The sequence below is a fragment of the Haladaptatus cibarius D43 genome, from assembly GCF_000710615.1.
Lineage (GTDB): Archaea > Halobacteriota > Halobacteria > Halobacteriales > Haladaptataceae > Haladaptatus > Haladaptatus cibarius.
Genome location: NZ_JDTH01000002.1, coordinates 1,251,201 through 1,274,988 on the forward strand (window position 1 = coordinate 1,251,201; position 23,788 = coordinate 1,274,988).

A 23,788-nucleotide genomic window follows, 5' to 3' on the forward strand; every position below is an offset into this window, starting at 1 on the left:
AGTATGGATTCTGAATCGAAATTTCTATTTCGATGGTACTGAGCGGTCGAAATCACCGGGAGGAGTTCGGTATTCGTATATTCATCCACCACACATAAAATAGCAAACTTAAATTCCAACACATAGGTTCCTTAACCCATTTTATGAGGAACCGAAACTGTTTTTGGGAAGTTTCGATGTACATTGGTAGAGTATGACGAATAGTACTGTACACTGGGCGTGGCAACGCTATCGGTCGGTGCCCATCATCTACCGAATCGCAACCGCGTTCATCCTCGGCTCCATCGTGGGACTCGTCGTCGGCGAACCGGCGACGAACCTCCAGCCGCTCGGCGACCTGTTCGTCCGACTGCTGAAGATGGTCATTATCCCTATCGTCGTCTTTACACTCATCATGGCCGCCCGGAACCTCTCACCGCAAAACCTCGGAAAGGTCGGTGGCCAAGTCATCCTGTTGTATCTCTTCACGACGATGATTGCCATCGGCATCGGGCTCGTCGTGAGCAACGTCATCGACCCCGGCGTCGGTCTTCTGCTCGAAGATGCGATGGAAAAGACCGCCGTGGAAACGAAGGAGTCACCGGGCCTCGGACAGGTCTTCCTCAACATCGTTCCCGAAAATCCGTTCGGTGCGATGGCCGAGGGACAAATTTTGAGCGTCATCTTCTTCGCGCTAGCGTTCGGTATCGGCCTAACGTTCGTCCGTGACGAAGCGGAGGTCGGGTCGAGCGTCTACAACGGCGTCGAGACGATTTTTGACGCCGTCGAGGCGGGTGCCGAAGTGACGTTCAAAATCGTCTGGGGTGTCATGGAGTACGGCGTCATCGGCGTGTTCGCACTGATGGCGGCACTGTTCGCCCAAACCGGCACGGAAGCCATCTTCTCGCTGTTCAAACTCTTTGCGACGCTCGGCATCGCAATCGGCCTTCAGATTTCGGTCGTCTACCTGCTCATCATCGTCAGCGGACTCGTTGGCCAGTCCCCGATTGCGTTCCTCCGCGGTGGCAAGGACGCAATGATGACGGCCCTGAGCATTCGCTCGTCCAGCGGGACACTCCCCGTGACGATGTCCAACGCGGACGAGAACCTCAAAATCGACCAAGAGGTGTACAGTTTCTCGCTCCCGCTCGGTGCGACAATCAACATGGACGGAACGGCGATGTACCTCGGTATCGCCGCCATCTTCACCGCGAACGTCGTCGGCAGGTCGCTGACCATAGCGGAGCAGTTGAGCGTCCTCGTTACTGCACTCATCGCAAGCATCGGAACCGCGGGCGTCCCCGGCGCGAGCATCGTCATGATGACGGTCGTGTTCACGCAGGTCGGCCTCCCGATTCAGGCGATTGCCCTCGTTATCGGTATCGACCCCCTACTCGACCGTATGCGGACGATGAACAACATCACGGGCGACCTCGCCGTGACCACTCTCGTGGCGAAGTGGAACGACGCCATCGACTTCTCGACCGGCGTTTGGGCCGGAAAGGGTGCTGACACGGGGAGCGTCGGAACACCAGCGACTGACGACTAGCGAACAACAATTCGATTTCCTTTCAGTTATGACGCAAGAATCCACGAGCGATGCGACGGAAAGCGGACGAATCGTAAAACGCGCGAAAACGGTCATTCCCGGCGGTGCACAAACCGGCCTCCGCGCACAAGCCTACGACACGGGTGACGTTGCCTTCGAGCGCGCCGAAGACGCGACGCTCACGACGGTCGATGGCGACGACTACACGGATTACCACCTCGGATTCGGCCCAATCATCCTCGGCCACGCTCACGATTCGGTGGACGACGCCGCCCGGAGAGCCATCGACGGCGGCGTCCTCTACGGCGCGGGAACAACCACACTCGAAGTCGAAGTGGCCGAGCGATTGGTCGAAACCATTCCGAGCGTCGAACAGGTCAACTTCTGCAACAGCGGGAGTGAGGCGACATACCACGCGATTCGACTCGCCCGAGCGAAAACGGGCAACGAGAAAATTCTCAAATTCGAGGGCTGTTACCACGGCTGGCACGATTACGTGGACGTGAGCGTCTACCCGCCGGAAGACAGCCTCGGTGAGCAGTATCCCGAATCCGAGGGAATGCTCTCCTCGGCGGTAGAAAACACGCTGGTCGTTCCATTCAACGATTCGGAAGCAGTCGAGGAAGTTTTCCGCGAACACGGCGACGATCTCGCGGGCGTCATCCTCGAACCGGTTCCGCACTCGGTCGGCTGTATTCTGCCCCGACAGGAATTTTTGGACACCCTCCGCGAACTGACCGAAGAGACCAACGTACCGCTCATCTTCGACGAGGTGATTTCCGGATTCAGACACTCGCCACACGGCGCGCAGGGCGAGTTCGGCGTCACCCCGGATTTGACCTGCGTGGCGAAAGCGCTCGGAAACGGCTACCCAGTCGCGGCGGTCGGCGGGCGCGAAGACCTGCTGTCGCAGGCGGGCGGCGACAACAAATCCGGCGTCGTCATCAGCGGTACATACTCCGGGAATCTCCCCGGACTGGCCGCGGCGCGCGAGACGATTGACACCATCGTTGAAGAAGACGTACAGAGCCACGTCACCGACCTCGGCGAGAAATACCGCGACGGACTTCGTGACCTGCTTGCCGACCACTGTATTTCGGGCCGCGTCGTCGGCCATCGGAGCATCTTCAGCCTCCAGTTCGGGGTGACGGACAAGCCGGAAACGTACGAGGACATCTTCGGTCTGGACGAAGCAACGTTCCGCGACTTTGCCGCTGGAATGCGCGAACGCGGGCACTTCTTTACGCCGAATCCGTACAAGCGCCACCACCTCTCGTTTGCCCACGACGAGAGACATCTGAAATCGTACCTGGATGACGCGGACGACGTGCTTGCGAACCTCTGACCCGGTTCAGCAGGCTTAACCCTGCCCGTCTGCTACCAAATTCTCAATGGATTCTGCGATACGTATCAGGGACTTAGAGAAACAGTACGGCGACGTGCGGGCGCTGAAGGGGGTTTCGCTCGACATTCCGAAAGGGTCGTTTTTCGGCCTGCTCGGCCCGAACGGCGCGGGCAAGACGACCTTCATCAACATCCTCGTCGGACTGGTGAAAAACTCCGGCGGGACAGCGGCGGTGTTCGGTGCGGACGTGGAAGACGACTACCGCGAGGCACGCAACCGAATCGGCCTCGCGCCACAGGAGTTCAACGTTGACCGATTCTTCCCGATTCGGGAAGTGTTAGAACACAAGGCGGGGTATCACGGAATCCCGAAATCCGAGGCGAAAGAAAAAGCTGACGAGGTGCTGAAACGGGTCGGCATCTACGACAAACGCGATACGCGATTCGACTGGCTTTCCGGCGGGATGAAGCGCCGATTCATGCTCGCTCGGGCGCTCATCACCGACCCCGACTTGCTCATTCTAGACGAACCGACAGCGGGCGTGGACGTGCAAATCCGCCACGAACTGTGGGAGACGATTATCGAACTCAACGAGTCGGGAACCACGGTGTTGCTCACGACCCACTACATCGAGGAGGCCGAACGACTCTGTGACGAAGTGGCGATTCTCGATTCGGGTCGAATCGTGGAAGTGGCGAGTCCCGACGAGTTGATGAACCAAGGCCCGGACAAAATCACGGTCACGCTCCGCAATCCGCCGGAGGAGGAACCGTACCTCTCCACGGGGCGAGATAAAATTCAGTCGGTCGAACTCGATGGCGACGACCTAATCATCACGGCACAGGAAGCCGGACTACTCGCGCCGGAACTCGTCCGCGAACTCGACCGGAAAGGGTTCGACATCGATTATTTCGACATCTCCAGAACCTCGCTCGAAGAGGTGTTCGTGTCGATGACGCGAACCGAGGAAGGAAAAACGGCCGCAGAAGAAGCAGAAGAAGAGACGGTTTCTGCAGTCGTTGACGGGGGACAGCAATGAGCAACGTCGGTTTGACTGGGTTCGTGACACTCACGCGACGGGAAATCCTGCGATTTCTGCGAAGACCCAGAAACACGTTCGTTCCGCCGTTCGTCACGAACGTGCTGTACTTCGCCGTGTTCGGCGTCGTCCTCGGCGAGCGCGTCGGAACCATGCAGTTCGACGGCCTGACCGTGGAGTACATCACGTTCATTCTCCCTGGACTCGTGGTTCTCGGCGCGATTTCGAACGCCTTCGAGAACTCGTCGTTCTCTATCTTCCACGGGCGCTGGAACCGCTACATCGAGGAAGCGCTCACGTCGCCGATGTCCTACTCGCGGATGGTCGCGGCCTACATCGTCTCCGGCGCGGTTCGCGGCCTGCTCGTCGGGGCGCTCATCGCAGTTATCGGTACGTTCTTCACCAGCGTCGGCGTCGCAAAACCGTTCTATCTCCTCGCCTTCGCGCTGGTTATCACGCTCCTGTTTTCCAGCATCGGCGTGGTCGGCGGCCTCTGGGCCGAAGACTGGGACAATCTAACGATGATGAACCAGTTCCTCGTCCGCCCGCTCGTCTTCTTCGGCGGGGTCTTCTACACCGTCAACAGCCTCCCTGAGGGAATTTTCCGCGACATCACCCTGCTCAATCCGATGGTGTACATGGTCAACGGGATTCGCTACGGATTCCTCGGGGCGTCAGAGGTCAACCCGAATCTCTCGCTGGCGGTGCTGTCGGGACTGACTGTGGCGTTCATGCTGGTCGATGCGTATCTGTTCCGGCGCGGATATGGATTGACTGACTGAGTTTTAGGCGTGGACGGTTGGTTCCGTCAGCAAATCGAACGTTTATTGACCGATTGACCGACAGTATTCGGCTAGATGGTCTCCGAAATCATCTCATCGTGGATTCCAAACCGCCCACCAACGTGGCGGGAGATTGTGTCTACGAGTCTGATTTCCATGGTAGTTCTAACGGATATCTATCCGTTCGACTCGATTTCGTGGGAGTTGGTCGCTCCGGGATTCGGTCTGTTCGTGATTGCGATAGGGCCAGCCAGCCACAGTTCTTTCGGGAAGCGAGTCGGCAGTTGGTTTCGTGGAATCGGCGTTTCCGGACGCATTCTGGTGATTTGTCTCTACGCCATCGGAGTTTTTTGGGCGTTGTTCACCTTCGACCTACCCATGGCACAGATAACCAGCTTTGGAGCAGGAGTATGGCTCGCCATCGTTCTGTTCCAACTCGCACACGTCGCGGACGCTGGAGAAATCGACGGCTGGAAGCCGACGTAAAATTGGAGAGCGTCGTCAGTTCTGTCGCTCGTGCCACTCGCTCAGGGGCATCGGTTTCCCATCCGAGTCAGGGTCGTCCGACAAATCAGCCAACAGTTCCAGCGAGTTACCATCCGGGTCGGAAAAGTACGCCGTCGCGCTCGGCATCCACGGGTGGACGATTGGCTCGTCGGGTTCGACGCCGAACGCGGCGCGGGGTTCGATGTCGCGTTTTTCGAGGAAGGGAAGCATCTCGTCTACCCGATTTTCCGCAACTCGAAACGCGAAATGCCCCGGCTCCGGGTCGTCTTCCTCCCACACCCCGAGCATCGAACGCGGCGTGCCGGTGAAGTAGAAGGTGATTCCGCGTTCTTCTTCGTGGCGACCGAGTTCGAGTCCGAGCGTATCGCCGTAAAATTTCATCGCTCGGTCGAGGTCTGTCACTTCTATGTGTGTTTCGTAGACGCCGTCGAGGAGGGTCATACCATTCGTACTCGGAAGTCGGCAGTAGCCGTTTCGGTTACCCCGTCGTCGTTTCCGCCTGCGACGTTTCTCCGGATTCGGTTTGATGTCCGATGGAACCGTTCATTTCGCCGTCGTGGGAAACAACGAGTTCGGTTCCGGCTAGGTTCGGCAGAAGAACGGTCGCTTCGTAACCTGCCTCAGCGAGGCAACTCCGCCCGACTGTTCCATTCTCCGCGGCGTGCGTCTCGATATTCAGTCGGTACGTCGTCGGCCCGGTTTTCTCCAGTTCGGGTTGTTCCACTACGATGCCAGTGTCATTCACGCGAACGCGCCCCTGCACCGAGATGGAAATGGTGTCGGTCGTGGTGGATTTCCTGAACTTGAGCGTTGTCGGATTCCGGTCGCAGTCGATTCCAGTCCGCGCAAACGAATCGAGTTCTGCGTCCCGAATGCCGACCCGACTGTTCGTTTGCTGTGTCGTGGTGGTCGATTCGGTCATCTCAGTCGTCGTCGGTTCGACTGTCTCCGGCGTTCCTGTCGTCGTATTCGACTCGTCTTGCGTGAAAAACCCAGCACACCCCGCGAGGAGAACCAGCGTTGCTACTGCAACAGGCAGAGAGATCGACTTGTATTTCATCAGTAGATTGATGAATGGTTTTCGAAATGAGTGTTTCGTTAGCGTGTCGTGACGTGGTATGGAATCCGAGAATTCGTCGTTCAGTCTTTCGACAATGATGGTTTCCGTGGCGTGAATGTCAATAGGTGGTGAAACCGAATGAATACGACAACAGTTCGCCAGAGACGACGAAAGGCTGTTTTCTTCCCGAAGTAACAGGAAATATATGTTTTGAAACGAAATCTCAATCATGGCAGATTTCGAGAAATTACTCCTCGGCCTCGCGTGCCTCGGCGTCGGCGCGCTCGGCTATCGCTATTCGTACCACCCCTCCCGATTCAGCGAGCGGTTGGATTCCATCGGAAGCACGACCGCGTGGGACGAGGTCGAACCCGCGGTTTGGAAGGAACTGATGATGCGAATCGCGTTCGTTTTCCTCGGCATCTTCGGCCTGTTTTGGGTACTCTCCGGTCTATTCTAACTTCCGACAGTCGAACAAGCAAAACGAGTCGTTACGGTAGTCGCGTCAGCACTGCCTCGGTGACCTCGGCAGTGCCAGCAGAGCCACCCAAATCGGGCGTTCGCGGGCCGTTTTCTAACACGGATTCGACAGCACCGCGAACCGCCTGGCCCTCCTCGTCGTAGCCCAGATGCTCCAATAGCATCGCGGCGGAGAACATCGTCGCGCATGGGTTCGCCACGCCCTCGCCCGCGATGTCCGGGGCGGTGCCGTGAACCGGTTCGAACAGGGCGTTTTCCGGGCCGATGTTGGCCGAGGGGAGCAGGCCTAACCCGCCGACCAGTCCGGCGGCGAGGTCGGAGAGCACGTCACCAGCGAGGTTCGGACAGACGACCACGCCGTATGCTTCCGGGTTCAGGCAGAGGTGGGTCGCCATCGCGTCCATCAGGACTTCATCGTGGGGAATACCGCGAACGTCGGCCACTCGGTCAACCGTCTCCCGGAAGAGGCCGTCGGTTTCGCGCATCACGTTGGCCTTGTGCGCGATGGTGAAGCCGTCCTCGTCGCGCTCTTCGACGTACTCGCAGGCGAACTCCGCGAGTCGCTCCGAAGCGGATTCGGTGACGACCCGGGTCAGGGTCGCAACGTCGTTCGTCAGTCTGGATTCGTGTCCTGCATAGACGCCTTCCGTGTTTTCGCGGAGGAACACGAGGTCGGTTTCGGGGCGCAAAGCGTCCGTTCCGGGATAGGCCCGCGCGGGCCGGACGTTGACGAACGAATCGACTGTTTGGCGAAGTGGGAGAATAACGTCCGCCGCCGTCTCGCCCGCCGCGCCGAACAGGGTCGCATCCGATTCGGCCACGAGTTCGCGGGTTTCGTCGGGAAGCGCGGTTCCGGTTTCTTCTTTTACGGCATCGCCCGCGTCGGCTTCCACGAACTCGAAGTCCGGGCCGACTGTTTCCAAAATCCGCTGGGTTGCCGGGACGACTTCCTGTCCGATTCCGTCGCCGGGAACGACCGCGATTTGCTTGGTCATGGTTCGACGTAGAGCAGGCTTTCCGCGGTCTTTGCGATTGCGTTTTCGTTCGATTTCATCAGTGCGGTGGTGTCCCAAATACCCTCTACAAGGGCTTTCTTCTGGGCATCATCTACGTTCGCCTCGACTTTCTGCCCGCCGTAGCGAACCGTTTCGCTCGCCACGTCAACCTCGATTTCGGCGTCGGGATTCGATTCGACGAAATCTTGTAGTTCGCTTGCCGTCTCGGAATCCACCGTCACGGTCGGAATCCCGAGCGCGAGGCAGTTGCCCGCGAAAATTTCGGCGAAACTCTCGCCGACGATGGCGTCGATTCCCCAGCGAGCGAGCGCCTGCGGCGCGTGCTCGCGGGAGGAGCCACAGCCGAAATTCGCGTTGACGACCAGCACCGAGGCGTCTCGGTGCTGGTCGTGATTGAAGGGGTGGGGCTGTGGATTGTCCGCGGAATCGAATCGCTGGTCGAAGAAGGAAAACTGACCCAATCCGTCGAAGGTGACCACTTTCATGAATCGCGCCGGAATTATCTGGTCGGTGTCGATGTCGTTGCCGCGAACCGCGACGCCGGTTCCGGATTCCGTCTCTATTTCTTCGGTTACGCTTTCATCGTTCATGCTTTCGCCACCTCCTGCATCTTCCGAACGTCGGTCACTTCGCCGTGAACCGCGGCGGCGGCGACCATTGCCGGACTCATCAGCACGGTTCTCCCGTCCGGACTGCCCTGCCGCCCGACGAAGTTCCGGTTCGAGGACGAGGCACAAACCTCGTCGCCGTCCAACTGGTCGTCGTTCATGCCGAGGCACATCGAACACCCGGCGTTTCGCCAGTCGAAACCGGCCTCGCGGAAGATTTCGTCTAAGCCTTCTTCCTCCGCGGCCGCCTTCACGCGTTGACTTCCGGGGACGACCATGGCGCGAACGTCGCCGTGGACTTCGCGTCCTTCCACGAGTTCCGCGGCCTGTCGCAAATCCGGCAGTCGGGCGTTCGTACAGGAACCGAGGAACGCTACGTCGATGTCGTACCCTGCCATCGTCTCGCCGGGTTCGACTCGCATGTGTTCTTGTGCCTGTCGGGCCGTCTCGCGCTTCGCTTCCGGCAGGTCGTCGGGTTCCGGAATCGGTTCCGTGATGCCGACGCCCTGTCCGGGCGTCGTCCCCCACGTCACCGTCGGTTCCAGTTCGTCGCCGTCGATTTCGACCACGTCGTCGTATTTCGCGTTCTCGTCCGACCGAATCGACTCCCAGTAGGGTTTCAGTCGCTCGAATTTGTCGCGGTCGTCGCAGAAGGCGTCCGTCTCGCGCAGGTACTCGAACGTCGTCTCGTCGGGGTTGACGTACCCGGCGCGAGCGCCGCCTTCGATGGACATGTTGCAGATGCTCATCCGGCCTTCCATACCCATGTTGTCGATGGCTTCGCCCGCGTACTCGTAGACGTAGCCGACGCCGCCGTCGGTGCCGAGTCGGCGGATGATTTCCAAAATTACGTCCTTCGCGGAGACGCCCGCCCCGAGTTCGCCGGTGACGCGAATCTGGCGCACGTCCTGTTTTTCCATCGCCACGGTTCCCGTCGCCAGCACGTCCCGAATCTGGCTGGTTCCGATACCGAACGCTAACGCGCCGAATGCGCCGTGCGTGGCGGTGTGGCTGTCGCCGCAAACGATTGTCATCCCGGGTTGCGTGAGGCCCTGCTCCGGGCCGATGACGTGGACGATGCCTTGGTCGCCCGAGTCGGGGTGCGAGAAGTCGATGCCCGCCTCTCGGACGTTTTCCTCCAGTTCGGCCATCATCTCCTCGGCGGAGTCGTCGCTGTAGGGCCGCGACTGGTCTGCGGTCGGAACGATGTGGTCAACCGTTGCGTGCGTTCGGTCGGGGTAGGCGACCTCCAGATCGCGCTCCTGCAACATCCCGAAGGCTTGCGGACTCGTCACCTCGTGGATGAGGTGCAGGCCGACGAACAATTGGGTCTGCCCGGTCGGCAGGTCGGTGACGCGGTGTCTGTCCCAGACCGAATCGTACAGCGTTCCCTTGCTCATGTATTCCCTACCCGATGTTCGTACCCGCGTTCGAAGACTTCGGACGAGTCACCTGCCCCTTCCGGCGGGGTGTGCGATATTTCGTCCATCGTCCGTGGTTCCTCTGCGGTCGTCTTCGAATCGTCTGCTGTCCGTTCCTCGTCACCCGCGGTTCCGCCGTCCGTCGTAACCGGCCCGCGGTTGAACACCCGCGTCATCGCGCCTTGGTCGGCGTAGGGGTGTACGTGGCTCACGTTGGCCATTTTTTGATTTTCGTTACTCGCGGCTCGCTGTTGCGAGGCACCTTCGGAGCCTCGTGCCGCTCTCCGCTCGTTTCGATATTTCTTCGAAATATCGTTAGTCATCTGCTGGCACCTCCTCTCGCTCTTTTTCCTTCGCTTCTTCTTCCGCATCGGCCCACGCGAACAACTCCCGCAGTTCGCCACCGACTCCTTCGATTTCGTGGCTCTTTTCGGCCTGTCGCTTCTGGCGGTAGCCCGGTCGTCCGGCCTGATTCTCCAGAATCCATTCGCGGGCGAACTCGCCGTTTTGAACCTCTTCTAACACCTGCTCCATCTGCTCGCGGGCGTGGTCGTCCACGACGACCTCGCCCCGAGTCAGACCGCCGTATTCGGCGGTGTCGGACACCGAATCCCACATCTCGCCGAGGCCGCCCTCGTACAGCAGGTCGACGATGAGCTTCATCTCGTTCAGGCATTCGAAGTAGGCCATTTCGGGCGAGTAGCCTGCGTCCACGAGCGTCTCGTACCCCATCTTGATGAGTTCCGTGACACCGCCACAGAGCACGGCCTGCTCGCCGAACAGGTCGGTTTCCGTCTCCTCTTGGAAGCTGGTTTCGACCACGCCAGCGCGGGTACAGCCGATTGCTTTCGCGTATGCCAGTCCCTCGTCTTTCGCCTCGCCGCTGGCGTCCTGATAGACTGCGAGCAATCCGGGCGTCCCCTCGTTAGCCTGGTAGTTCCGCCGGACGAGATGGCCCGGCGACTTCGGCGCGACCATCGTCACGTCTACGTCCTCCGGCGGTTCGATTTGGCCGTAGTGGATGTTGAAGCCGTGTGCGAACTGGAGGGTGTCGCCCGCGTCCAGTTCGGATTCGATGTCGTCGTACACCGCGGGCTGAACCGTGTCCGGCACCAGCACCGAGACGATGTTCGCTTGGCTCGCGGCTTCTTTCGGTGTTGCAGTCCGCAGTCCATCTGCCTCCGCCGCCTTCCGCGAGGACGACGATTCGCGGAGGCCGACGACCACGTCTACCCCGCTTTCCGCGAGGTTCTGCGCGTGGGCGTGACCCTGACTGCCGTAGCCGAGGACGGCAACCGTCTTGTTTGCGAGTTGTGCGTCGTCCGCGTCGTCGTCGTAGTATATCGTGGTTTGGTTCGTCATTGTTGAAATCCTCAAGTATCGTCGTCGCTGTCGGTTTCCGTCGTTTCGGGGTACTGTTCGTCGGTCGGTTCGGTGGAGTGTCCCGGTTCTTCCCCGGGTGTCGTCGGCGTGTCGCCGCGTGCCAGCGCGGTCTGTCCAGTCCGCGCGATTTCGATGATGCCGAACTGTCGGAAAGCGTCGATTGCGTCGTCAATTTTCCGCTGGTCGCCGGTAATCTGCACCGTGATGGTTCGCGGCCCGGCGTCCAGCGTCTGGCCCTCGTACATCTCCGTGATGGCGTGGACTTTGTCCGGTTCATCGCCCCGAACTTTCAACAGGACGAGTTCGGCCCGAACCGCGTTGTCGTCCAGTTCGCCGACCTGAATCACGGTCGGCAGTTTGGCCAACTGCTTTCGCGCCTGTTCGATGCCGTGGTCAGTTTCCTCTACGACCAGTGTGATTCGGGCATGACCATCGACCGTCGTTCTGCCAACGGTCAGGCTCTCGATGTTGAACTGCCGCCGGGAGAACAGACCCGACACCTGCGAGAGGACGCCGGGTTCGTGTTCGACCAGCGCGGAAACCACCGCGGTTCGGCGGTCAGGTTCCGCCTCCGCGTCGGGGTCGATTCGGACACCCTGCGCGTTCCGTCGGCCTTCCGGATGCGGTCGTTCGTCCGGCGCAGGGCCGGGCATTCCCGCCGAGGGAATCGAAGCGGATTGTCCGTTCGCTGTCTCTTCGTCGGTCGAATCTTCGCCGCTCATAGTTGCTCCTCCGACAGGGCGAATTTCCCGTTGGCTCCGCCGCTTTTGACCATCGGATAGACGTTCTCGCCGGGGTCGATGTGGAAGTCGATGACGGACGGGCCGTCGTACTCCAGCGCGGCCGCCACGGTTTCAGCGACTTCGTCCGGGTGGGAGACGGTGAATCCCTGCGCCCCGAAGGCTTCGGCGAGGGTGCCGAAGTCGGGACACCAGTCGTACTCCGAGGCGACCCGGTTGCCGTCGAAAAAGGCGTCCTGCCACTGGCGAACCATGCCGATGTAGCGGTTGTTCAGGACGGCCACGGTCATGTCCATGTTTTCGCGGACTGCCACCGACAGTTCCTGCACAGTCATCAGGAAGGAGCCGTCGCCCTCGAAGCAGACGACCTGCTGGTCGTCCTCGGCGGCCATTCGTGCGCCGATTGCGGCGGGCAGGCCGTAGCCCATCGTTCCGAGGCCATGCGAGGACACCCACGTCCGCGGTTCGGTGAACGTCCAGAACTGAACTGCCCACATCTGGTGCTGGCCGACCCCGGTGGTAACGATGGTGTCGTCCGCGGTCACAGCATCGAACGCCTCAACGACGAACTGGGGTTTGACCGGCCCGTCTTCGGGCGCGTGGTAGGTCATCGGATATTCGTCCTGCCAGTCGGCGACCTGCTCGCGCCACTGATTTGCATCGGGAGGCGATTCCATCTCCGCGCCGATTTCCGAAAGCGCGGTTCCGGCGTCTCCGACGACCGGAACCTCGGCGTAGACATTCTTCGAAATCTCCGCCGGGTCGATGTCGATGTGGACGACGGTTGCCTCCGGCGCGAACGAATCGACGCCCCCGGTCAGTCGGTCGTCGAAACGACACCCAACTGCGAGGAGGGTGTCGCAGTGCGTGACGGCCATGTTCGCGGGGCCGGTTCCGTGCATGCCGACCATCCCAACAGATCGGTCGTGGTCTTCCGGAAATGCGCCCACGGCGGGCATCGACGTTGCCACCGGGATGTCGTGTTCGGTGGCGAACGCCCGCAGTTCCGGGCTTGCATCGCCCTTGATGACGCCGCCACCGGCCAGAATCAGCGGTCGGTCTGCGGCCTCCAGCGTCCGGGCCGCCTCCGCGACCGCGTCGGCGTCCGGTTTTTCCTGCGGGTTGTAATGTTCCGGCGTTTCGGACGTGGACTCTTGTGCATCTGTTTCGGCCAGCGTCACGTCCTTCGGCAAGTCCACGAGGGTCGGCCCCGGCCGACCCTCGCTGGCGAGCGCGAACGCTTCGCCGACCGTGTCGCCGACGGTTTCCGTCTCGCCCGCGAAGTAGTTCGCCTTCGTGACGGGGGCCGTGACGCCCGTGGTGTCCGTCTCCTGAAATGCGTCGTTGCCGACGAAGTTCGTCGGCACCTGCCCCGTCAGGGCGACGACCGGGTCGGAGTCCATGTCCGCGTCGGCCAGTCCCGTGACGAGGTTCGTTGCACCCGGCCCGGACGTGGCCAGACAGACGCCGGGCGTTCCGGCGACGATGCCGTAGGCGTCGGCGGCGTGGGCCGCGGCCTGCTCGTGGGCCATCGTGACGTGACGCAACTCGGATTTGCCGAGCGCGTCGTACACTGGCATAATCGCGCCGCCCTGAACCCCAAACAGGGTTTCCACGCCTGCGGATTCCAGCGCGTTGACGACTGCGCTCGCGCCCGTCTGTGGTTCGGTAGCGTCGGCGGGGTCGGCCGATTCGGTCGAATCGGCCGACCGCTGGCTCGTCTCGGATTCTTCTGCGTTCGGTTCTGGCTTCCGAGTCGGTTCGTCGTTCGATTCCTCGGATTCGGAGACGGTGCGAACCGCATTTTCGCTCACGAATCCATCACCTCGGTTCGCGTGTCGATGTTCGGTCGATACCGGTCGGTTGGCGGTTGCTGTTCATCGGTCGGTCGTCGGTGCGAGTCGAACTTCGGTCGATACCGTTTGGCTGTCGGTCGTGTTTCTGACATTGGTTTACGCGTACACTCGGGGCTGTTGGATGGCGATTCAGGGGTCGGAGGAGAGAATAGTGTAGGGGTAACTAGACCCCTACAATACCGAGTACGCGCTCGACAGCCGCGACGCTCGACTCCGCCGAATCGAGGGTCGTGTGTGACTGTCGCATCTGTGTTTGCATTCTTCTTCCGGCCATGGAAATAGCCCTTACGCGTCGGGCAACTTTTGCCCCTTGGCATTGTCACGCACGATTTTTCGAATCGCCGTCGCTGAACGATGGTAGAACGAACGCGAGAAGGCATGGTTACGCTCTCGCCTCCTCACGAGAATCGACGCCCAGTTCGCGGGCGAACTGTTGTACGTCACTCACCGTGACGCGCTCCTTTTCCGCGCCTCGGTCTTTCACCCGGCGGGTGATTCGCCGGACTTCGGTTTCGGTCGGCGTGAATCCGGACTGTTTGAGGTGTTTCCGTACCGCGTGCGTCCCGGTGTGCTTGCCGAGGACGAACTCGCGGCGAGCGCCGACCATCTCCGGTTTCATCACGCCGGTTTCGAACGTGTCGCTGTTCTCGATGACGCCCGCGGCGTGAATCCCGCTTTCGTGGGCGAAGGCGTTCGCGCCCACGACGGGTTTGTTGACGGGTACCGGTACTTCGCTGTACTCTGCGACCATTTCGGAAATTTCGGCAATTTCGGTCGTGTCGATGCCGGTATCGACGCCGTAGACGCCTTCGGCGGCCATCACGACCTCCTCGAAGGCGGCGTTTCCGGCGCGCTCGCCGATGCCGTTGACGCTGACCTGCACTTGGTCTGCGCCCGCTTCCAACCCGGCCATCGCGTTCGCGGTGGCCATGCCGAAATCGTCGTGGGTGTGCACGTCGATTCTGGCGTCGGTGTGCTCGCGGATTCGCGCCACGAGGTCGGCGAATCGGGCGGGCGTCCCCACGCCGCAGGTGTCGGGGACGTTAATCCATTCGACGCCCGCGTCGGTGACTGCTTCCACGATTTCGTCCATGTACTCCGGGTCGGTTCGCGTCGCGTCCATCGGCGAGAACATCGGACTCGCACCCGCCTCGGCGACGCGTTTCACGGCTTTCACGGCGCGCTCTTTCACCTCTTCCCGCGTGGCGTGCATCGAATCCTCGATTTGCACGTCGCTGGTCGAAGCGAAGATGTGAACCATGTCCGCGCCGGTATCGATTGCAGTTTCCACGTCGCCGTCCACGATTCTGGCCAGCGCGCAGGTCGTCGCTTGCGTCGATTCCGCGATGTCGCGGACGGCCTCGAACTCGGCGTCCCCGTTGGCCGGGAATCCCGCCTCGATGACGTGGGTTCCCATTTCGTCCAGCGCGGCCGCGATTTCGCGCTTCTCGTCCGGCGTGAACGAGGTGCGTGGCGTCTGCTCGCCGTCGCGGAGCGTCGTGTCGAAAATTCGAACGTTTTCAATCTCGTCGGTGTGGGCTAACGTGCCCTCGAAGAACTCGACCCCCCCTCTCGGAGGTGCTGTCGTTTTCAGACATTGTACTCGATTGGAGTGGCGACCTCATATTTAAGCATTGCCGTCAGACAGGTCGTTTCAGACGGAAACAGTATGTACTAGAACAGTACTATGACGGAATCGCAACCCATCGACACAGTGGTGTGTGATTATACTCATTAAGGAGTCGAACGGTTTTCGTCCAATAGCGGGCGGAGCGTTCCGGCTCTGGAAAATTAGTAATTTAGGGCAGATTCTCAGCCAATAACTGAATTACTGTAGCATATTAACTTTTTTGTAGTAACCTAGGCAATAATTATTAGTTAGATAATCACCAACTTATACTGCCGTACATGTTTGCATCAACTGTGCAAATATTGTACGAGACTAGGAAAAGACAACATGACGAACGAAAGAAGAAAATATATTGACGCGATTTTTCTGTCGCTTCTGATGATACTGTCGGTGATCGGTACCGGCGCTGTCGGGTTCGCAGGAGCCACGGCGGAACAGAACGCGACATCGGTCGGAGGTATAGCAGAACAGACAAAACAAAACGTCCCCGACGCGACAATCGACCCCGCGTTGGAGGGAGCGGAGGGAACCGTACAGGTTCTCGTGCTTTTCGAACAAACGTCAGTCGCTTCTGAGATGGACGACGAGACGGCGATACGACACCTCAAAGAGCACGCCGCCGAGACGAGAGAACAACCTGTCTCGCAACTCGAATCCCGAGAGGCTGTCGAAGTACAGAACAAATTTTGGTTGGTGAACGCCGTCTCGGTGACCATCAACACCGAAGCAGTTGACATCAACGAACTGGCCACAATCGACGGCGTGAAATCCATCGTCAAAAGTCGGGAGTACACGGTTCCCGAACCCCAATCGTCCGCCGACGGGGACGTGACCCCCGACGACCCGACGTACGGATTAGACCAGATTCGCGCACCGCAAGTCTGGGACGAACTCGGAACCAGAGGCGAGGGTGCAAAAATCGCCGTCCTCGATACCGGCGTCGATATTGAACACCCGGATATAGAACTGTACACCGAAGACCCGTCCGACCCGACGTATCCCGGTGGATGGGCGGAGTTCGATGACAGCGGGAACATCGTTCCCGGCTCAGAGCCACGGGACAGTCACTACCACGGAACGCACACCAGCGCGACCGCGATGGGCGGTGCCAGCAGTGGCACTGCCATCGGCGTCGCACCCGAAGCGGACTTGATTCACGGAATGGTCATCCCCGGCGGTAGCGGTTCGACCGAGGGCGTCATCGGCGGCGTCCAGTGGGCCGTCGAGGAAAACGCCGATGTGGCGAGTCTCAGCCTCGGCGCTGGCTGTGGCCTGTTCGGTCCTGTTTACAACGACGCGTGGATTCCAGTAATCGAAAACTCCCGGTCGCTCGGAACGACGTTCGTCAGTTCCTCGGGCAACTCCGGGGAAGGCTGTGTCGGGTCGCCCGGCAACGACTTCAACTCGCTGTCCATCGGTGCGTCCGACAGCAACCGGGACATCGCGGATTTCTCCAGCGGACAGGAAATCGACAAAAGCAACTGGGAAAACCCACCGGAAGACTGGCCGGACACGTTCGTCAAACCTGACGTTTCGGCACCCGGCGTTGACGTGCTGAGCGCCGAACCGGGCGGGAGCTATCAGGAACTGTCGGGAACGTCGATGGCCGCCCCACACGTCGCGGGAACGGTCGCCCTGATGCGGTCGGCTAACCCTGACGCCAGTGTCGAAGAAATCGAAACCGCGCTCGAAGCCTCGGCTGAAAAGCCCGATGATTGGGACGCACCCGAGGACGAAAAGGACACTCGATATGGGAAAGGTATCATCGACGCCTACGCGGCGGTCGATGAGATGATATTCATCCCCGAATCCGAGTTGGGCGACGTGAACGAGAACGGCGCGGTCACCGTGCAGGACGTGCAACTCACCCAGCAGTACCTCGCGGGGCACGACCCGGCGAACTTCAACCCGAACCTCGCGGATATGAACCGCGACGGCGAAGTCACGTACACGGACTTGAACCTGCTACAGCAGAAAGTGCAGGGAACGCTCGAAGACGGTGAAATCGACGTTTCGAACCTCAGTTCACCCGACGAAGCCGAGCAGGGTGAGACGATCAACATCACCGCCGACCTCGAAAACCTCGGTGAGGAAGGCGCACTCGAAGAAATCGAACTCCACATCGCGCAGAACGAAAGCGACCTCGGGGACGGCGAACCGGCCGCGACGACGCCGGTCGATATGGCCCCCGAAGGCATCGACGACCCGGTTGACCGACCGCACGAATCGACGGTGACGTTCCAAGTCGATACGTCGGAACTGCCGGGTGGAACCGTTCACTACGGCGTGTTCTCGGAGTCCGACTCGGAAACCGGTCAGATGACCATTCTCGGGTCGTCCTTCGACGTTTCGAACCTGAACGCATCGGACGAAGTCGAGCAAGGTGAAACGCTCTCCGTGAGCGCAGACGTGACGAACACGGGCAATCAGCAAGACACTCAAACCGTCGAATACCGCATCAATGACCTCGAAACCCCGGTATTGTCGGAGAACGTGACGCTCGGTGCCGGTGAATCCACTACGGTGGAGTTCGACGCGAACACAAGTGACATCGGCAACGGAACCTACGAACACGGTGTCTTCACCGAAGACGATTCGGAAACCGCGGACGTCACCGTGTTCGAAGCGTTCTTCGACGTCACCATCACCGACGCGCCTGCCGAGGCCAGCGCCGGTGAAACGGTCAACGTCACTGCGGAAGTCGAAAATACGGGTAATGCGACTGACGAGCAGACCGTCGAGTACGACACGATGCCGCGCAACGTTGACGTGGCCGTGGTTGACGTGTCGGACAACGAACACGGCGACAACATCGCCAGCACGCTCGAAGAACACCTCGACACCGACATCTACAACGTCGATGTCGTGACAGCAGACGAGCTACCGGGCGCGATGGACGACTACGACACGTTCGTCGTTCAACGATTCGGTAGCGACCAAGTCGCCGCTGACTTCCTCGACGAACTGGACGCCGACCAAAGTGCTGTCTACCTCGATTCGTACCAAGGAGCCTCGTCGTACGCATACGCCGACGGCGTGTATCGACTCCACAACGTCCGCGGCGACCCTGTCGAACGGGACGCCAGCAGCGATTCGTCGCCTCCAGTGACCATCGACATTCAGGAGAACCACCCCGTCTTCACCGGTGTCGGTGAAGTCGGCGACTCCGTCGAGGTGTTCACCGGGAGCACCATCTGGGGTAGCTGGTTCGACGATTACAGCGGAACCATCTTGGCCGACGCCGACTACGGTTCGAGCAGTGCAGGCCCTGCCGTGGCCGTCAACGACGATAAAAACGAAGTGCTCCTGTCGGCCGTCGGGCGCGACTACTTCACCGAGGAGGACGAGTTCACTGAAGATGGTGACCTGCTCCTCGCCAACTCGGTTGCCTACCTCAGCGGTTTCGGCTCTGCCGCCGACGGCACGGCGCGCGCACAGGACGAGACGACCGCGAACGTCACGCTCGCACCGGGCGAGAGCGAAACCGTCGAGTTCACCCACACCCTCGACGACGAGATAGACCCCTCGATAGACTGGCTCCACGTCGTGTCGAGCGAGGACGACAGCGACCAATCGCCCCTCGACATCACCATCGACCGCGGCAACCTGACCGGAACTGTCACTGACACCGCCACCGGCGACCCCGTCGAAGGCGCAACCGTCTCGATCGACGTGGCAGTCGATGACGGAAACTACACCGCCGTGACCGACGAGAACGGCGAGTACCGAATCGACGGCGTTCCGTCGGGAACGCACGAGGTTTCGATGTCGGCTGACGGCTACGACGACGTGACCGAGAACGTCACGATTCCGGTAGACGACACCGCGACGTTGAACGTCGAACTCGACCCCACGCCGGGAACCATCAGCGGAACGGTCACCGCATCGGACACGGGTGAAGGCGTCGCAAACGTCACCGTCGCCGCCGAAGACGACGACGGGAACATCCACGAAACGACGACCGACGAGAACGGAAGCTACTCGCTCACCGTCACGGCAGGCACGTACGTCGTGAACGTTGCTGAAACGCCGGGCGACTACCGCCCGGACGAAATTGTCACGGTCGCCCCCGGAGAGACGGTGGACGGCGTTGACTTCACCGTCGAACCTGTTGAGGGCGTCATCGAAGGCTACGTCACCAACGCAGCAGGAATCCCCGTCGAAGGTGCGAACGTCATCGACGCCGACCAAGGCGCGTTCAACGTGACGACCGACGAAAACGGCTACTACCGCATCGAGAACCTCGACCGCGGTACCTACGCGCTCCGAACCACGCACGACCGCTACCCGGACTCGGACATCACGTTCGCCGAAGTCGCGGCGAACGGAACGACGACGCAGAACTTGACGCTCGGAACGTTCTTCGAAGTTTCGAACGTGAGCGCACCGAGCGAAGCCGAACAGGGCGAAGAAATCACCGTCTCCGCGACGGTCACGAACGTCGGCGAACAGGAGGACACTCGAACGGTGTTTTACTTCCCGCCGGGCACCGACTTCGGTAGTTCGGTGTTGCTCGAATCGCAATCGGAACTCAGCGAGCAGGTGACGCTCGACGGCGGCGAGAGCGCGACCGTCGAATTTAGCTACGCCATCGGTTCGAACATGGCGGTCGGCGACTACCAGCACGGCGTCTCCGCCGACGAAGTCGCCTCGACGAGCATCACCGTCACCGAAAACGAGTCATCCGACGAATCGAACTTCGAAGTGACGGAACTCGACGCACCGTCTGAGGCTGACGCTGGCGAGCAAGTGACCGTCAGCGCAACCGTCGAAAATACCGGCACCGCCGCCGGAACGCAGTCCATCGACTACCTGTTCGACGGCGCGGTCGAGAACGCGTCGGAACGGACGCTCGACCCCGGCGCGAACGCGACGGTCGAGTTCACGGCGACGATGCCGAGTGAAGTCGGTTCGTACCAACACGGAGTGACGACGGACGACGACCAGCGGCTGGCGGACATCTCCGTCGTCGAGAGCGAACCCGACCCGGCGTACTTCCAAGTGTCGGACGTGAACGGCCCCCAAGAAGCAGAACAGGGCGATGAGATAACGGTGTCCGCCACGCTGACCAACACGGGCGACGAAACCGCGACGCAGACGATTTGGCTCTTCTTCATGGCCGCTTCGGACACCGTCGAACCGGATTACGGCGCGCTCGGCGCACCGGCAATGATGGAACAGTACGCTCCACAAAGCTCCCGGCAGGTGACCCTCGACGGTGGCGAGAGCACGACGGTCGAGTTCAGCTACGCCATCGACGAATCGACGGAACCCGGCGAGTACGAGTTCGCCGTTTCCAGCCTCCAGGAAACCAAAGCGGGGTCGATTACCGTCCTCACGGCAGGCAATCAGACCGTCTCGCATCCGGACGTTCCAGTCGAAATGCCTGCCTTGACGGGCGAACACAGTCAGTTCGAGGTGGTCGCATAAGGCGGCTACCGACTCCGAACTGATTCGAGACGAAACTAATCTCGTAGACGGAACCAATACAAACGAACAACTCGGCGCGGTTTCGCCGGGTGATATTTTGCCGCTCGAAACGAAGGCCGACGAGCGACAGGGAGGGTTTACGAGCGCGGCTAGGACCTCCGAGCGACAGGTTTGGATTATTCGTCATCCGAGCGCTCGGTAGTGAACTCGCGCTCTCGACGCTCCGCGGGTTCTATCGTGACCTGCGAAATTCGTCTGTGTTCGACGTCATCGACTCGGAACACGTAGCCATCTAATATCACGCTATCATCGACTTCCGGGGCGCGCCCCAGTTCGCTCAACACCAGTCCGCCAATCGTCTCGAAATCCTCGCTCTCGAAGTCGGCATCGAGCGTTTCGTTGACTTCATGAATAGGGACGTGTCCATCGACGGTGTAGGTTCCATCACCGAGTTCGGCTATCGAGGGTTCCAGTTCGGCGATGTCGAACTCGTCCCGAATCTCGCCGACGATTTCTTCTAAAATGTCCTCGATGGTGACGATACCCTCGAACTCTCCCCACTCGTCGATGACGACGGCCATCTGGCTCTCGCGCTGGCGGAATGCGGTCAGGATGTCGTCGATGCGCCTGTCTTCGGGAACGAAAATTGCGTTTCGAGAGAGGTCACGAGCAGTCAGCGTCGTTGCTTCGATACGCTTGTCCTCGATGGCCCGCAGAATGTCCTTGACGTGGACGAAACCGATGGGTTGATCGCCCTGCTCCTCGTCCAAAACGAGATAGCGCGTGAAGTTGCCCTCGGCGGCGACCGACCGGAGTTCATCGAGCGCTATTCCCGCAGAAACGGTTGCGGTGTCGGGGCGCGGAACCATGATTTCGCGGGCGACGGTGTCGCCGAGTTCGAAGACGCCTTCGATCATCTCTACTTCGTCCAAGTCGATGTGGCCCTGTTCTTCGGACTGGGCGAGCACCATCATCAGTTCGTCTTCCGTATGCGCCTCCTCGGATTCCGAGGCTGGTGAGACCCCCGCCAGTCGCGTGAAGAAGTTCGCCGTACCGTTGAACACGAAGATTCCGGGGAGGAAAATATAGTAGAACAGTTTCATCGGCGGCGCGACGAGCAGTGAAATCTGTTCCGCCTCCTGAATGGCGAACGTCTTCGGCGCAAGTTCGCCGAACACGACGTGGAGGAACGTGATGAAGCCGAATCCGAGCCCGAAGGCGACGAAGTGAATCGTTCCCTCGGGAACGAACGACCCCAGCACGGGTTCGATGAGCGCCGCAACCGCAGGCTCGCCTATCCATCCCAATCCCAGCGAGGAGAGCGTGATTCCGAGTTGGCAGACCGCCAGATAGTCGTCCAGATTATCGACCGCTTCCTTCACCAGATTCGCGCCGGGTTTCCCCGCCTCGACCATTTCGTTCACTCGCGTCCGGCGTATCTTGACGAACGCGAACTCAGTCGCCACGAACAGGCCGTTCATGAACACCAAGAAGAACGCGACGAGCAGGCGAAACGCGGAGAGGGCAACGTCTACCATTGGATACCTCCTTCGTCGCTCGGAGACGATTCGGTCGGACAGAAGAAATCGGGAGAGTAGTGAAGGGAGCGAACCATACACGATATAGTCGCCGAAATCGCAAAACGGTAGCGCCGGTTACGGGACGAGTGAAGTTCCACCGCCACAGCCTATCTACCACCACAACGTATCTTTCTCCTTCCATCCTTCGTTCAAACGATGTCCGACCTCAATTCACTCGATCACGAAAAATACGTCCAACGTGCAATCGCGCTCGCCCGCGAAGCAGGCGAGCGCGGGGACGGCCCGTATGGCTCGATTCTCGTCCGAAACGGCGAAATCATCATGGAAGAGACGAACCGCGAGAACACTGACGACGACCTCGCGCTCCATCCGGAACTCACGCTGGCGCGCAAGGCGGCACGAGAACTGTCGCCCGACGTTCGCAAAGAAACGGTGATGTACACCAGTACGGAACCGTGTCCGATGTGCGCGGGCGGAATCGCCATCGCTTCCCTCGGAGCAGTCGTCTACAGTGTCTCGGGCAAGCGCGCCGCCGAGGAGTTCGGCGGCGCGCCCGGCGTTCCGTGTGACGAGATTTTCGAGCGAAGAGCATGTGACATCGACGTGGTCGGTGACATCCTCGAAGACGACGGACTCGCGCTTCACCGCGAATTCAGGTAAAATCGCGTGCGAAACCGGAAACTGCCGGTTTCCGGTTTCGCATTCGCGTTTGACGACCCGCTTTTCCGGAGCTCTTCCTCGATTTTCCAACACCTTGCGCTTATCCCCCGTGAGTTCGTAAATTCGACCATGACGAGGCCAGACGACCCCAGCGCTGCCGAAGTCGCCGACGACCTCGACGATCCGGTTCTCCTCTTCGACGGCGTCTGCAACTTCTGTAACGCAGCCGTCCGATTTGTCGTTCGGTTCGATGAATCCGGAACCTTCCGCTTCGCGCCACTTCAGTCCGACATCGGGCAAGAACTCCTCTCCCGATTCGACCTTCCGACCGACGATTTCGACTCGTTCGTTCTCGTTGAGGGTGACGACTACTACACTCGCTCCACCGCGGTTCTGCGAGTCTGTCGCCGACTGGACGGCCCGTGGCCACTTTTTCATCCGCTCATCTATCTTCCCGAACGACTGCGCGACCCGGCGTATACTTTTCTCGCGGAACATCGCTATCGGTTGTTTGGCAAGAAAGACGAATGTCCGATTCCCGAACCCGAAATCCGCGAACGGTTCGCAGAGCGCGCGCTCGATACGTCGTAGCCGCCTCATTTCGGTAAGGGTTCGTCTATAACACGTTTCTCACTTTGGGTATCAATGATGCACTGCGGCCATTTTGCGACGGAAGCGCCAGCAGGGAGTTCTGACGTGGAGTCAATCCAGAAACCGCCTCGTGAAGTGTGTTCGGCGAAGAAAAGTACACGGCTGCAGTGC

The 23,788-nt window shown here is 60.2% G+C and carries 21 protein-coding genes; 9 read left to right on the forward strand and 12 right to left on the reverse strand.

Features of this window, described 5'->3' with window-relative positions; genetic code table 11:
• The first annotated feature begins 193 nt into the window (after positions 1–193).
• The 5 genes from HL45_RS11905 (at position 194) to HL45_RS11925 (ending at position 5,180) form a co-directional block, all read left to right on the forward strand.
• Positions 194–1,528 (forward strand): dicarboxylate/amino acid:cation symporter, encoded by a 1,335-nt coding sequence (locus tag HL45_RS11905; protein WP_049971311.1) that lies wholly within the window; start codon positions 194–196, stop codon positions 1,526–1,528.
• Positions 1,529–1,556: 28 nt separating this feature from the next.
• Positions 1,557–2,873 carry an aspartate aminotransferase family protein gene (locus HL45_RS11910; RefSeq protein WP_049971312.1) on the forward strand — a complete coding sequence of 439 codons (1,317 nt, stop codon included), beginning with the start codon at positions 1,557–1,559 and terminating at the stop codon, positions 2,871–2,873.
• Positions 2,874–2,919: 46 nt separating this feature from the next.
• Positions 2,920–3,912, forward strand: coding sequence for an ABC transporter ATP-binding protein (locus HL45_RS11915; RefSeq protein ID WP_049971313.1), 993 nt, complete (start codon positions 2,920–2,922; stop codon positions 3,910–3,912).
• Positions 3,909–4,694 (forward strand): ABC transporter permease, encoded by a 786-nt coding sequence (locus HL45_RS11920; protein ID WP_049971314.1) that lies wholly within the window; start codon positions 3,909–3,911, stop codon positions 4,692–4,694. The genes HL45_RS11915 and HL45_RS11920 overlap by 4 nt, the downstream gene beginning before the upstream one ends.
• 156 nt (positions 4,695–4,850) lie before the next feature.
• Entirely contained in the window at positions 4,851–5,180 is a 330-nt protein-coding gene (locus HL45_RS11925) for a hypothetical protein (RefSeq protein ID WP_233274763.1), read from the forward strand.
• Positions 5,181–5,195: 15 nt separating this feature from the next.
• On the opposite strand, the gene HL45_RS11930 is transcribed toward HL45_RS11925, so the two are convergent.
• Positions 5,196–5,642 (reverse strand): VOC family protein, encoded by a 447-nt coding sequence (locus tag HL45_RS11930; RefSeq protein ID WP_049971316.1) that lies wholly within the window; start codon positions 5,640–5,642, stop codon positions 5,196–5,198.
• 37 nt (positions 5,643–5,679) lie between these two features.
• On the reverse strand, positions 5,680–6,261 hold the full coding sequence (locus HL45_RS11935; RefSeq protein WP_144240075.1) for a hypothetical protein: 582 nt from the start codon (positions 6,259–6,261) through the stop codon (positions 5,680–5,682).
• Between the two features lie 229 nt (positions 6,262–6,490).
• On the opposite strand from HL45_RS11935, the gene HL45_RS11940 reads away from it, so the two are divergent.
• Positions 6,491–6,721, forward strand: coding sequence for a hypothetical protein (locus tag HL45_RS11940; protein WP_049971318.1), 231 nt, complete (start codon positions 6,491–6,493; stop codon positions 6,719–6,721).
• Positions 6,722–6,752: 31 nt separating this feature from the next.
• Here the strand turns inward: HL45_RS11940 and HL45_RS11945 are convergent, their stop codons facing one another.
• From HL45_RS11945 to HL45_RS11980, 9 genes are all read right to left on the reverse strand, one after another.
• Positions 6,753–7,736, reverse strand: a complete 984-nt coding sequence (locus HL45_RS11945) for an isocitrate/isopropylmalate dehydrogenase family protein (RefSeq protein WP_049971319.1) — start codon at positions 7,734–7,736, stop codon at positions 6,753–6,755.
• Entirely contained in the window at positions 7,733–8,347 is a 615-nt protein-coding gene (gene leuD / locus HL45_RS11950; RefSeq protein ID WP_049971320.1) for a 3-isopropylmalate dehydratase small subunit, read from the reverse strand. The genes HL45_RS11945 and leuD overlap by 4 nt, the downstream gene beginning before the upstream one ends.
• Entirely contained in the window at positions 8,344–9,765 is a 1,422-nt protein-coding gene (gene leuC / locus HL45_RS11955; protein WP_049971321.1) for a 3-isopropylmalate dehydratase large subunit, read from the reverse strand. Before leuC ends, leuD begins: the two co-directional genes overlap by 4 nt.
• Positions 9,762–10,109 (reverse strand): hypothetical protein, encoded by a 348-nt coding sequence (locus HL45_RS11960; RefSeq protein ID WP_084156895.1) that lies wholly within the window; start codon positions 10,107–10,109, stop codon positions 9,762–9,764. The genes leuC and HL45_RS11960 overlap by 4 nt, the downstream gene beginning before the upstream one ends.
• Positions 10,102–11,148, reverse strand: coding sequence for a ketol-acid reductoisomerase (gene ilvC / locus HL45_RS11965; protein ID WP_049971322.1), 1,047 nt, complete (start codon positions 11,146–11,148; stop codon positions 10,102–10,104). The genes HL45_RS11960 and ilvC overlap by 8 nt, the downstream gene beginning before the upstream one ends.
• Before the next feature lie 11 nt (positions 11,149–11,159).
• A complete protein-coding gene (ilvN, locus tag HL45_RS11970) occupies positions 11,160–11,891 on the reverse strand; it encodes an acetolactate synthase small subunit (protein WP_084156897.1) in 732 nt (243 codons plus the stop codon).
• Positions 11,888–13,723, reverse strand: a complete 1,836-nt coding sequence (gene ilvB, locus HL45_RS11975; protein WP_049971323.1) for a biosynthetic-type acetolactate synthase large subunit — start codon at positions 13,721–13,723, stop codon at positions 11,888–11,890. The genes ilvN and ilvB overlap by 4 nt, the downstream gene beginning before the upstream one ends.
• On the reverse strand, positions 13,720–13,857 hold the full coding sequence (locus tag HL45_RS20855) for a hypothetical protein (protein ID WP_158413694.1): 138 nt from the start codon (positions 13,855–13,857) through the stop codon (positions 13,720–13,722). Before HL45_RS20855 ends, ilvB begins: the two co-directional genes overlap by 4 nt.
• A 290-nt stretch (positions 13,858–14,147) precedes the next feature.
• Positions 14,148–15,359 carry a LeuA family protein gene (locus HL45_RS11980; protein WP_211250873.1) on the reverse strand — a complete coding sequence of 404 codons (1,212 nt, stop codon included), beginning with the start codon at positions 15,357–15,359 and terminating at the stop codon, positions 14,148–14,150.
• Between the two features lie 363 nt (positions 15,360–15,722).
• Between HL45_RS11980 and HL45_RS11985 the strand changes: the two genes are divergently transcribed.
• Entirely contained in the window at positions 15,723–20,825 is a 5,103-nt protein-coding gene (locus HL45_RS11985) for a S8 family serine peptidase (RefSeq protein WP_049971325.1), read from the forward strand.
• 176 nt (positions 20,826–21,001) lie between these two features.
• On the opposite strand, the gene HL45_RS11990 is transcribed toward HL45_RS11985, so the two are convergent.
• Complete coding sequence (locus HL45_RS11990) at positions 21,002–22,363, reverse strand: hemolysin family protein (RefSeq protein WP_049971326.1); 1,362 nt, start codon at positions 22,361–22,363, stop codon at positions 21,002–21,004.
• A gap of 198 nt (positions 22,364–22,561) precedes the next feature.
• On the opposite strand from HL45_RS11990, the gene HL45_RS11995 reads away from it, so the two are divergent.
• Positions 22,562–23,026 (forward strand): nucleoside deaminase, encoded by a 465-nt coding sequence (locus HL45_RS11995; RefSeq protein ID WP_049971328.1) that lies wholly within the window; start codon positions 22,562–22,564, stop codon positions 23,024–23,026.
• 129 nt (positions 23,027–23,155) lie between these two features.
• A complete protein-coding gene (locus HL45_RS12000; RefSeq protein WP_049972018.1) occupies positions 23,156–23,617 on the forward strand; it encodes a thiol-disulfide oxidoreductase DCC family protein in 462 nt (153 codons plus the stop codon).
• The last annotated feature ends 171 nt before the right edge of the window (positions 23,618–23,788 follow it).

Bases quoted from the DNA above. Each gene is read 5' to 3' on its own strand.
- HL45_RS11905 (WP_049971311.1), top strand. From the start codon at position 194: ATGACGAATAGTACTGTACACTGGGCGTGGCAACGCTATCGGTCGGTG.
- HL45_RS11910 (WP_049971312.1), top strand. From the start codon at position 1,557: ATGACGCAAGAATCCACGAGCGATGCGACGGAAAGCGGACGAATCGTA.
- HL45_RS11915 (WP_049971313.1), top strand. From the start codon at position 2,920: ATGGATTCTGCGATACGTATCAGGGACTTAGAGAAACAGTACGGCGAC.
- HL45_RS11920 (WP_049971314.1), top strand. From the start codon at position 3,909: ATGAGCAACGTCGGTTTGACTGGGTTCGTGACACTCACGCGACGGGAA.
- HL45_RS11925 (WP_233274763.1), top strand. From the start codon at position 4,851: ATGGTAGTTCTAACGGATATCTATCCGTTCGACTCGATTTCGTGGGAG.
- HL45_RS11930 (WP_049971316.1), bottom strand. From the start codon at position 5,642: ATGACCCTCCTCGACGGCGTCTACGAAACACACATAGAAGTGACAGAC.
- HL45_RS11935 (WP_144240075.1), bottom strand. From the start codon at position 6,261: ATGAAATACAAGTCGATCTCTCTGCCTGTTGCAGTAGCAACGCTGGTT.
- HL45_RS11940 (WP_049971318.1), top strand. From the start codon at position 6,491: ATGGCAGATTTCGAGAAATTACTCCTCGGCCTCGCGTGCCTCGGCGTC.
- HL45_RS11945 (WP_049971319.1), bottom strand. From the start codon at position 7,736: ATGACCAAGCAAATCGCGGTCGTTCCCGGCGACGGAATCGGACAGGAA.
- leuD (WP_049971320.1), bottom strand. From the start codon at position 8,347: ATGAACGATGAAAGCGTAACCGAAGAAATAGAGACGGAATCCGGAACC.
- leuC (WP_049971321.1), bottom strand. From the start codon at position 9,765: ATGAGCAAGGGAACGCTGTACGATTCGGTCTGGGACAGACACCGCGTC.
- HL45_RS11960 (WP_084156895.1), bottom strand. From the start codon at position 10,109: ATGACTAACGATATTTCGAAGAAATATCGAAACGAGCGGAGAGCGGCA.
- ilvC (WP_049971322.1), bottom strand. From the start codon at position 11,148: ATGACGAACCAAACCACGATATACTACGACGACGACGCGGACGACGCA.
- ilvN (WP_084156897.1), bottom strand. From the start codon at position 11,891: ATGAGCGGCGAAGATTCGACCGACGAAGAGACAGCGAACGGACAATCC.
- HL45_RS20855 (WP_158413694.1), bottom strand. From the start codon at position 13,857: ATGTCAGAAACACGACCGACAGCCAAACGGTATCGACCGAAGTTCGAC.
- HL45_RS11985 (WP_049971325.1), top strand. From the start codon at position 15,723: ATGACGAACGAAAGAAGAAAATATATTGACGCGATTTTTCTGTCGCTT.
- HL45_RS11990 (WP_049971326.1), bottom strand. From the start codon at position 22,363: ATGGTAGACGTTGCCCTCTCCGCGTTTCGCCTGCTCGTCGCGTTCTTC.
- HL45_RS11995 (WP_049971328.1), top strand. From the start codon at position 22,562: ATGTCCGACCTCAATTCACTCGATCACGAAAAATACGTCCAACGTGCA.
- HL45_RS12000 (WP_049972018.1), top strand. From the start codon at position 23,156: ATGACGAGGCCAGACGACCCCAGCGCTGCCGAAGTCGCCGACGACCTC.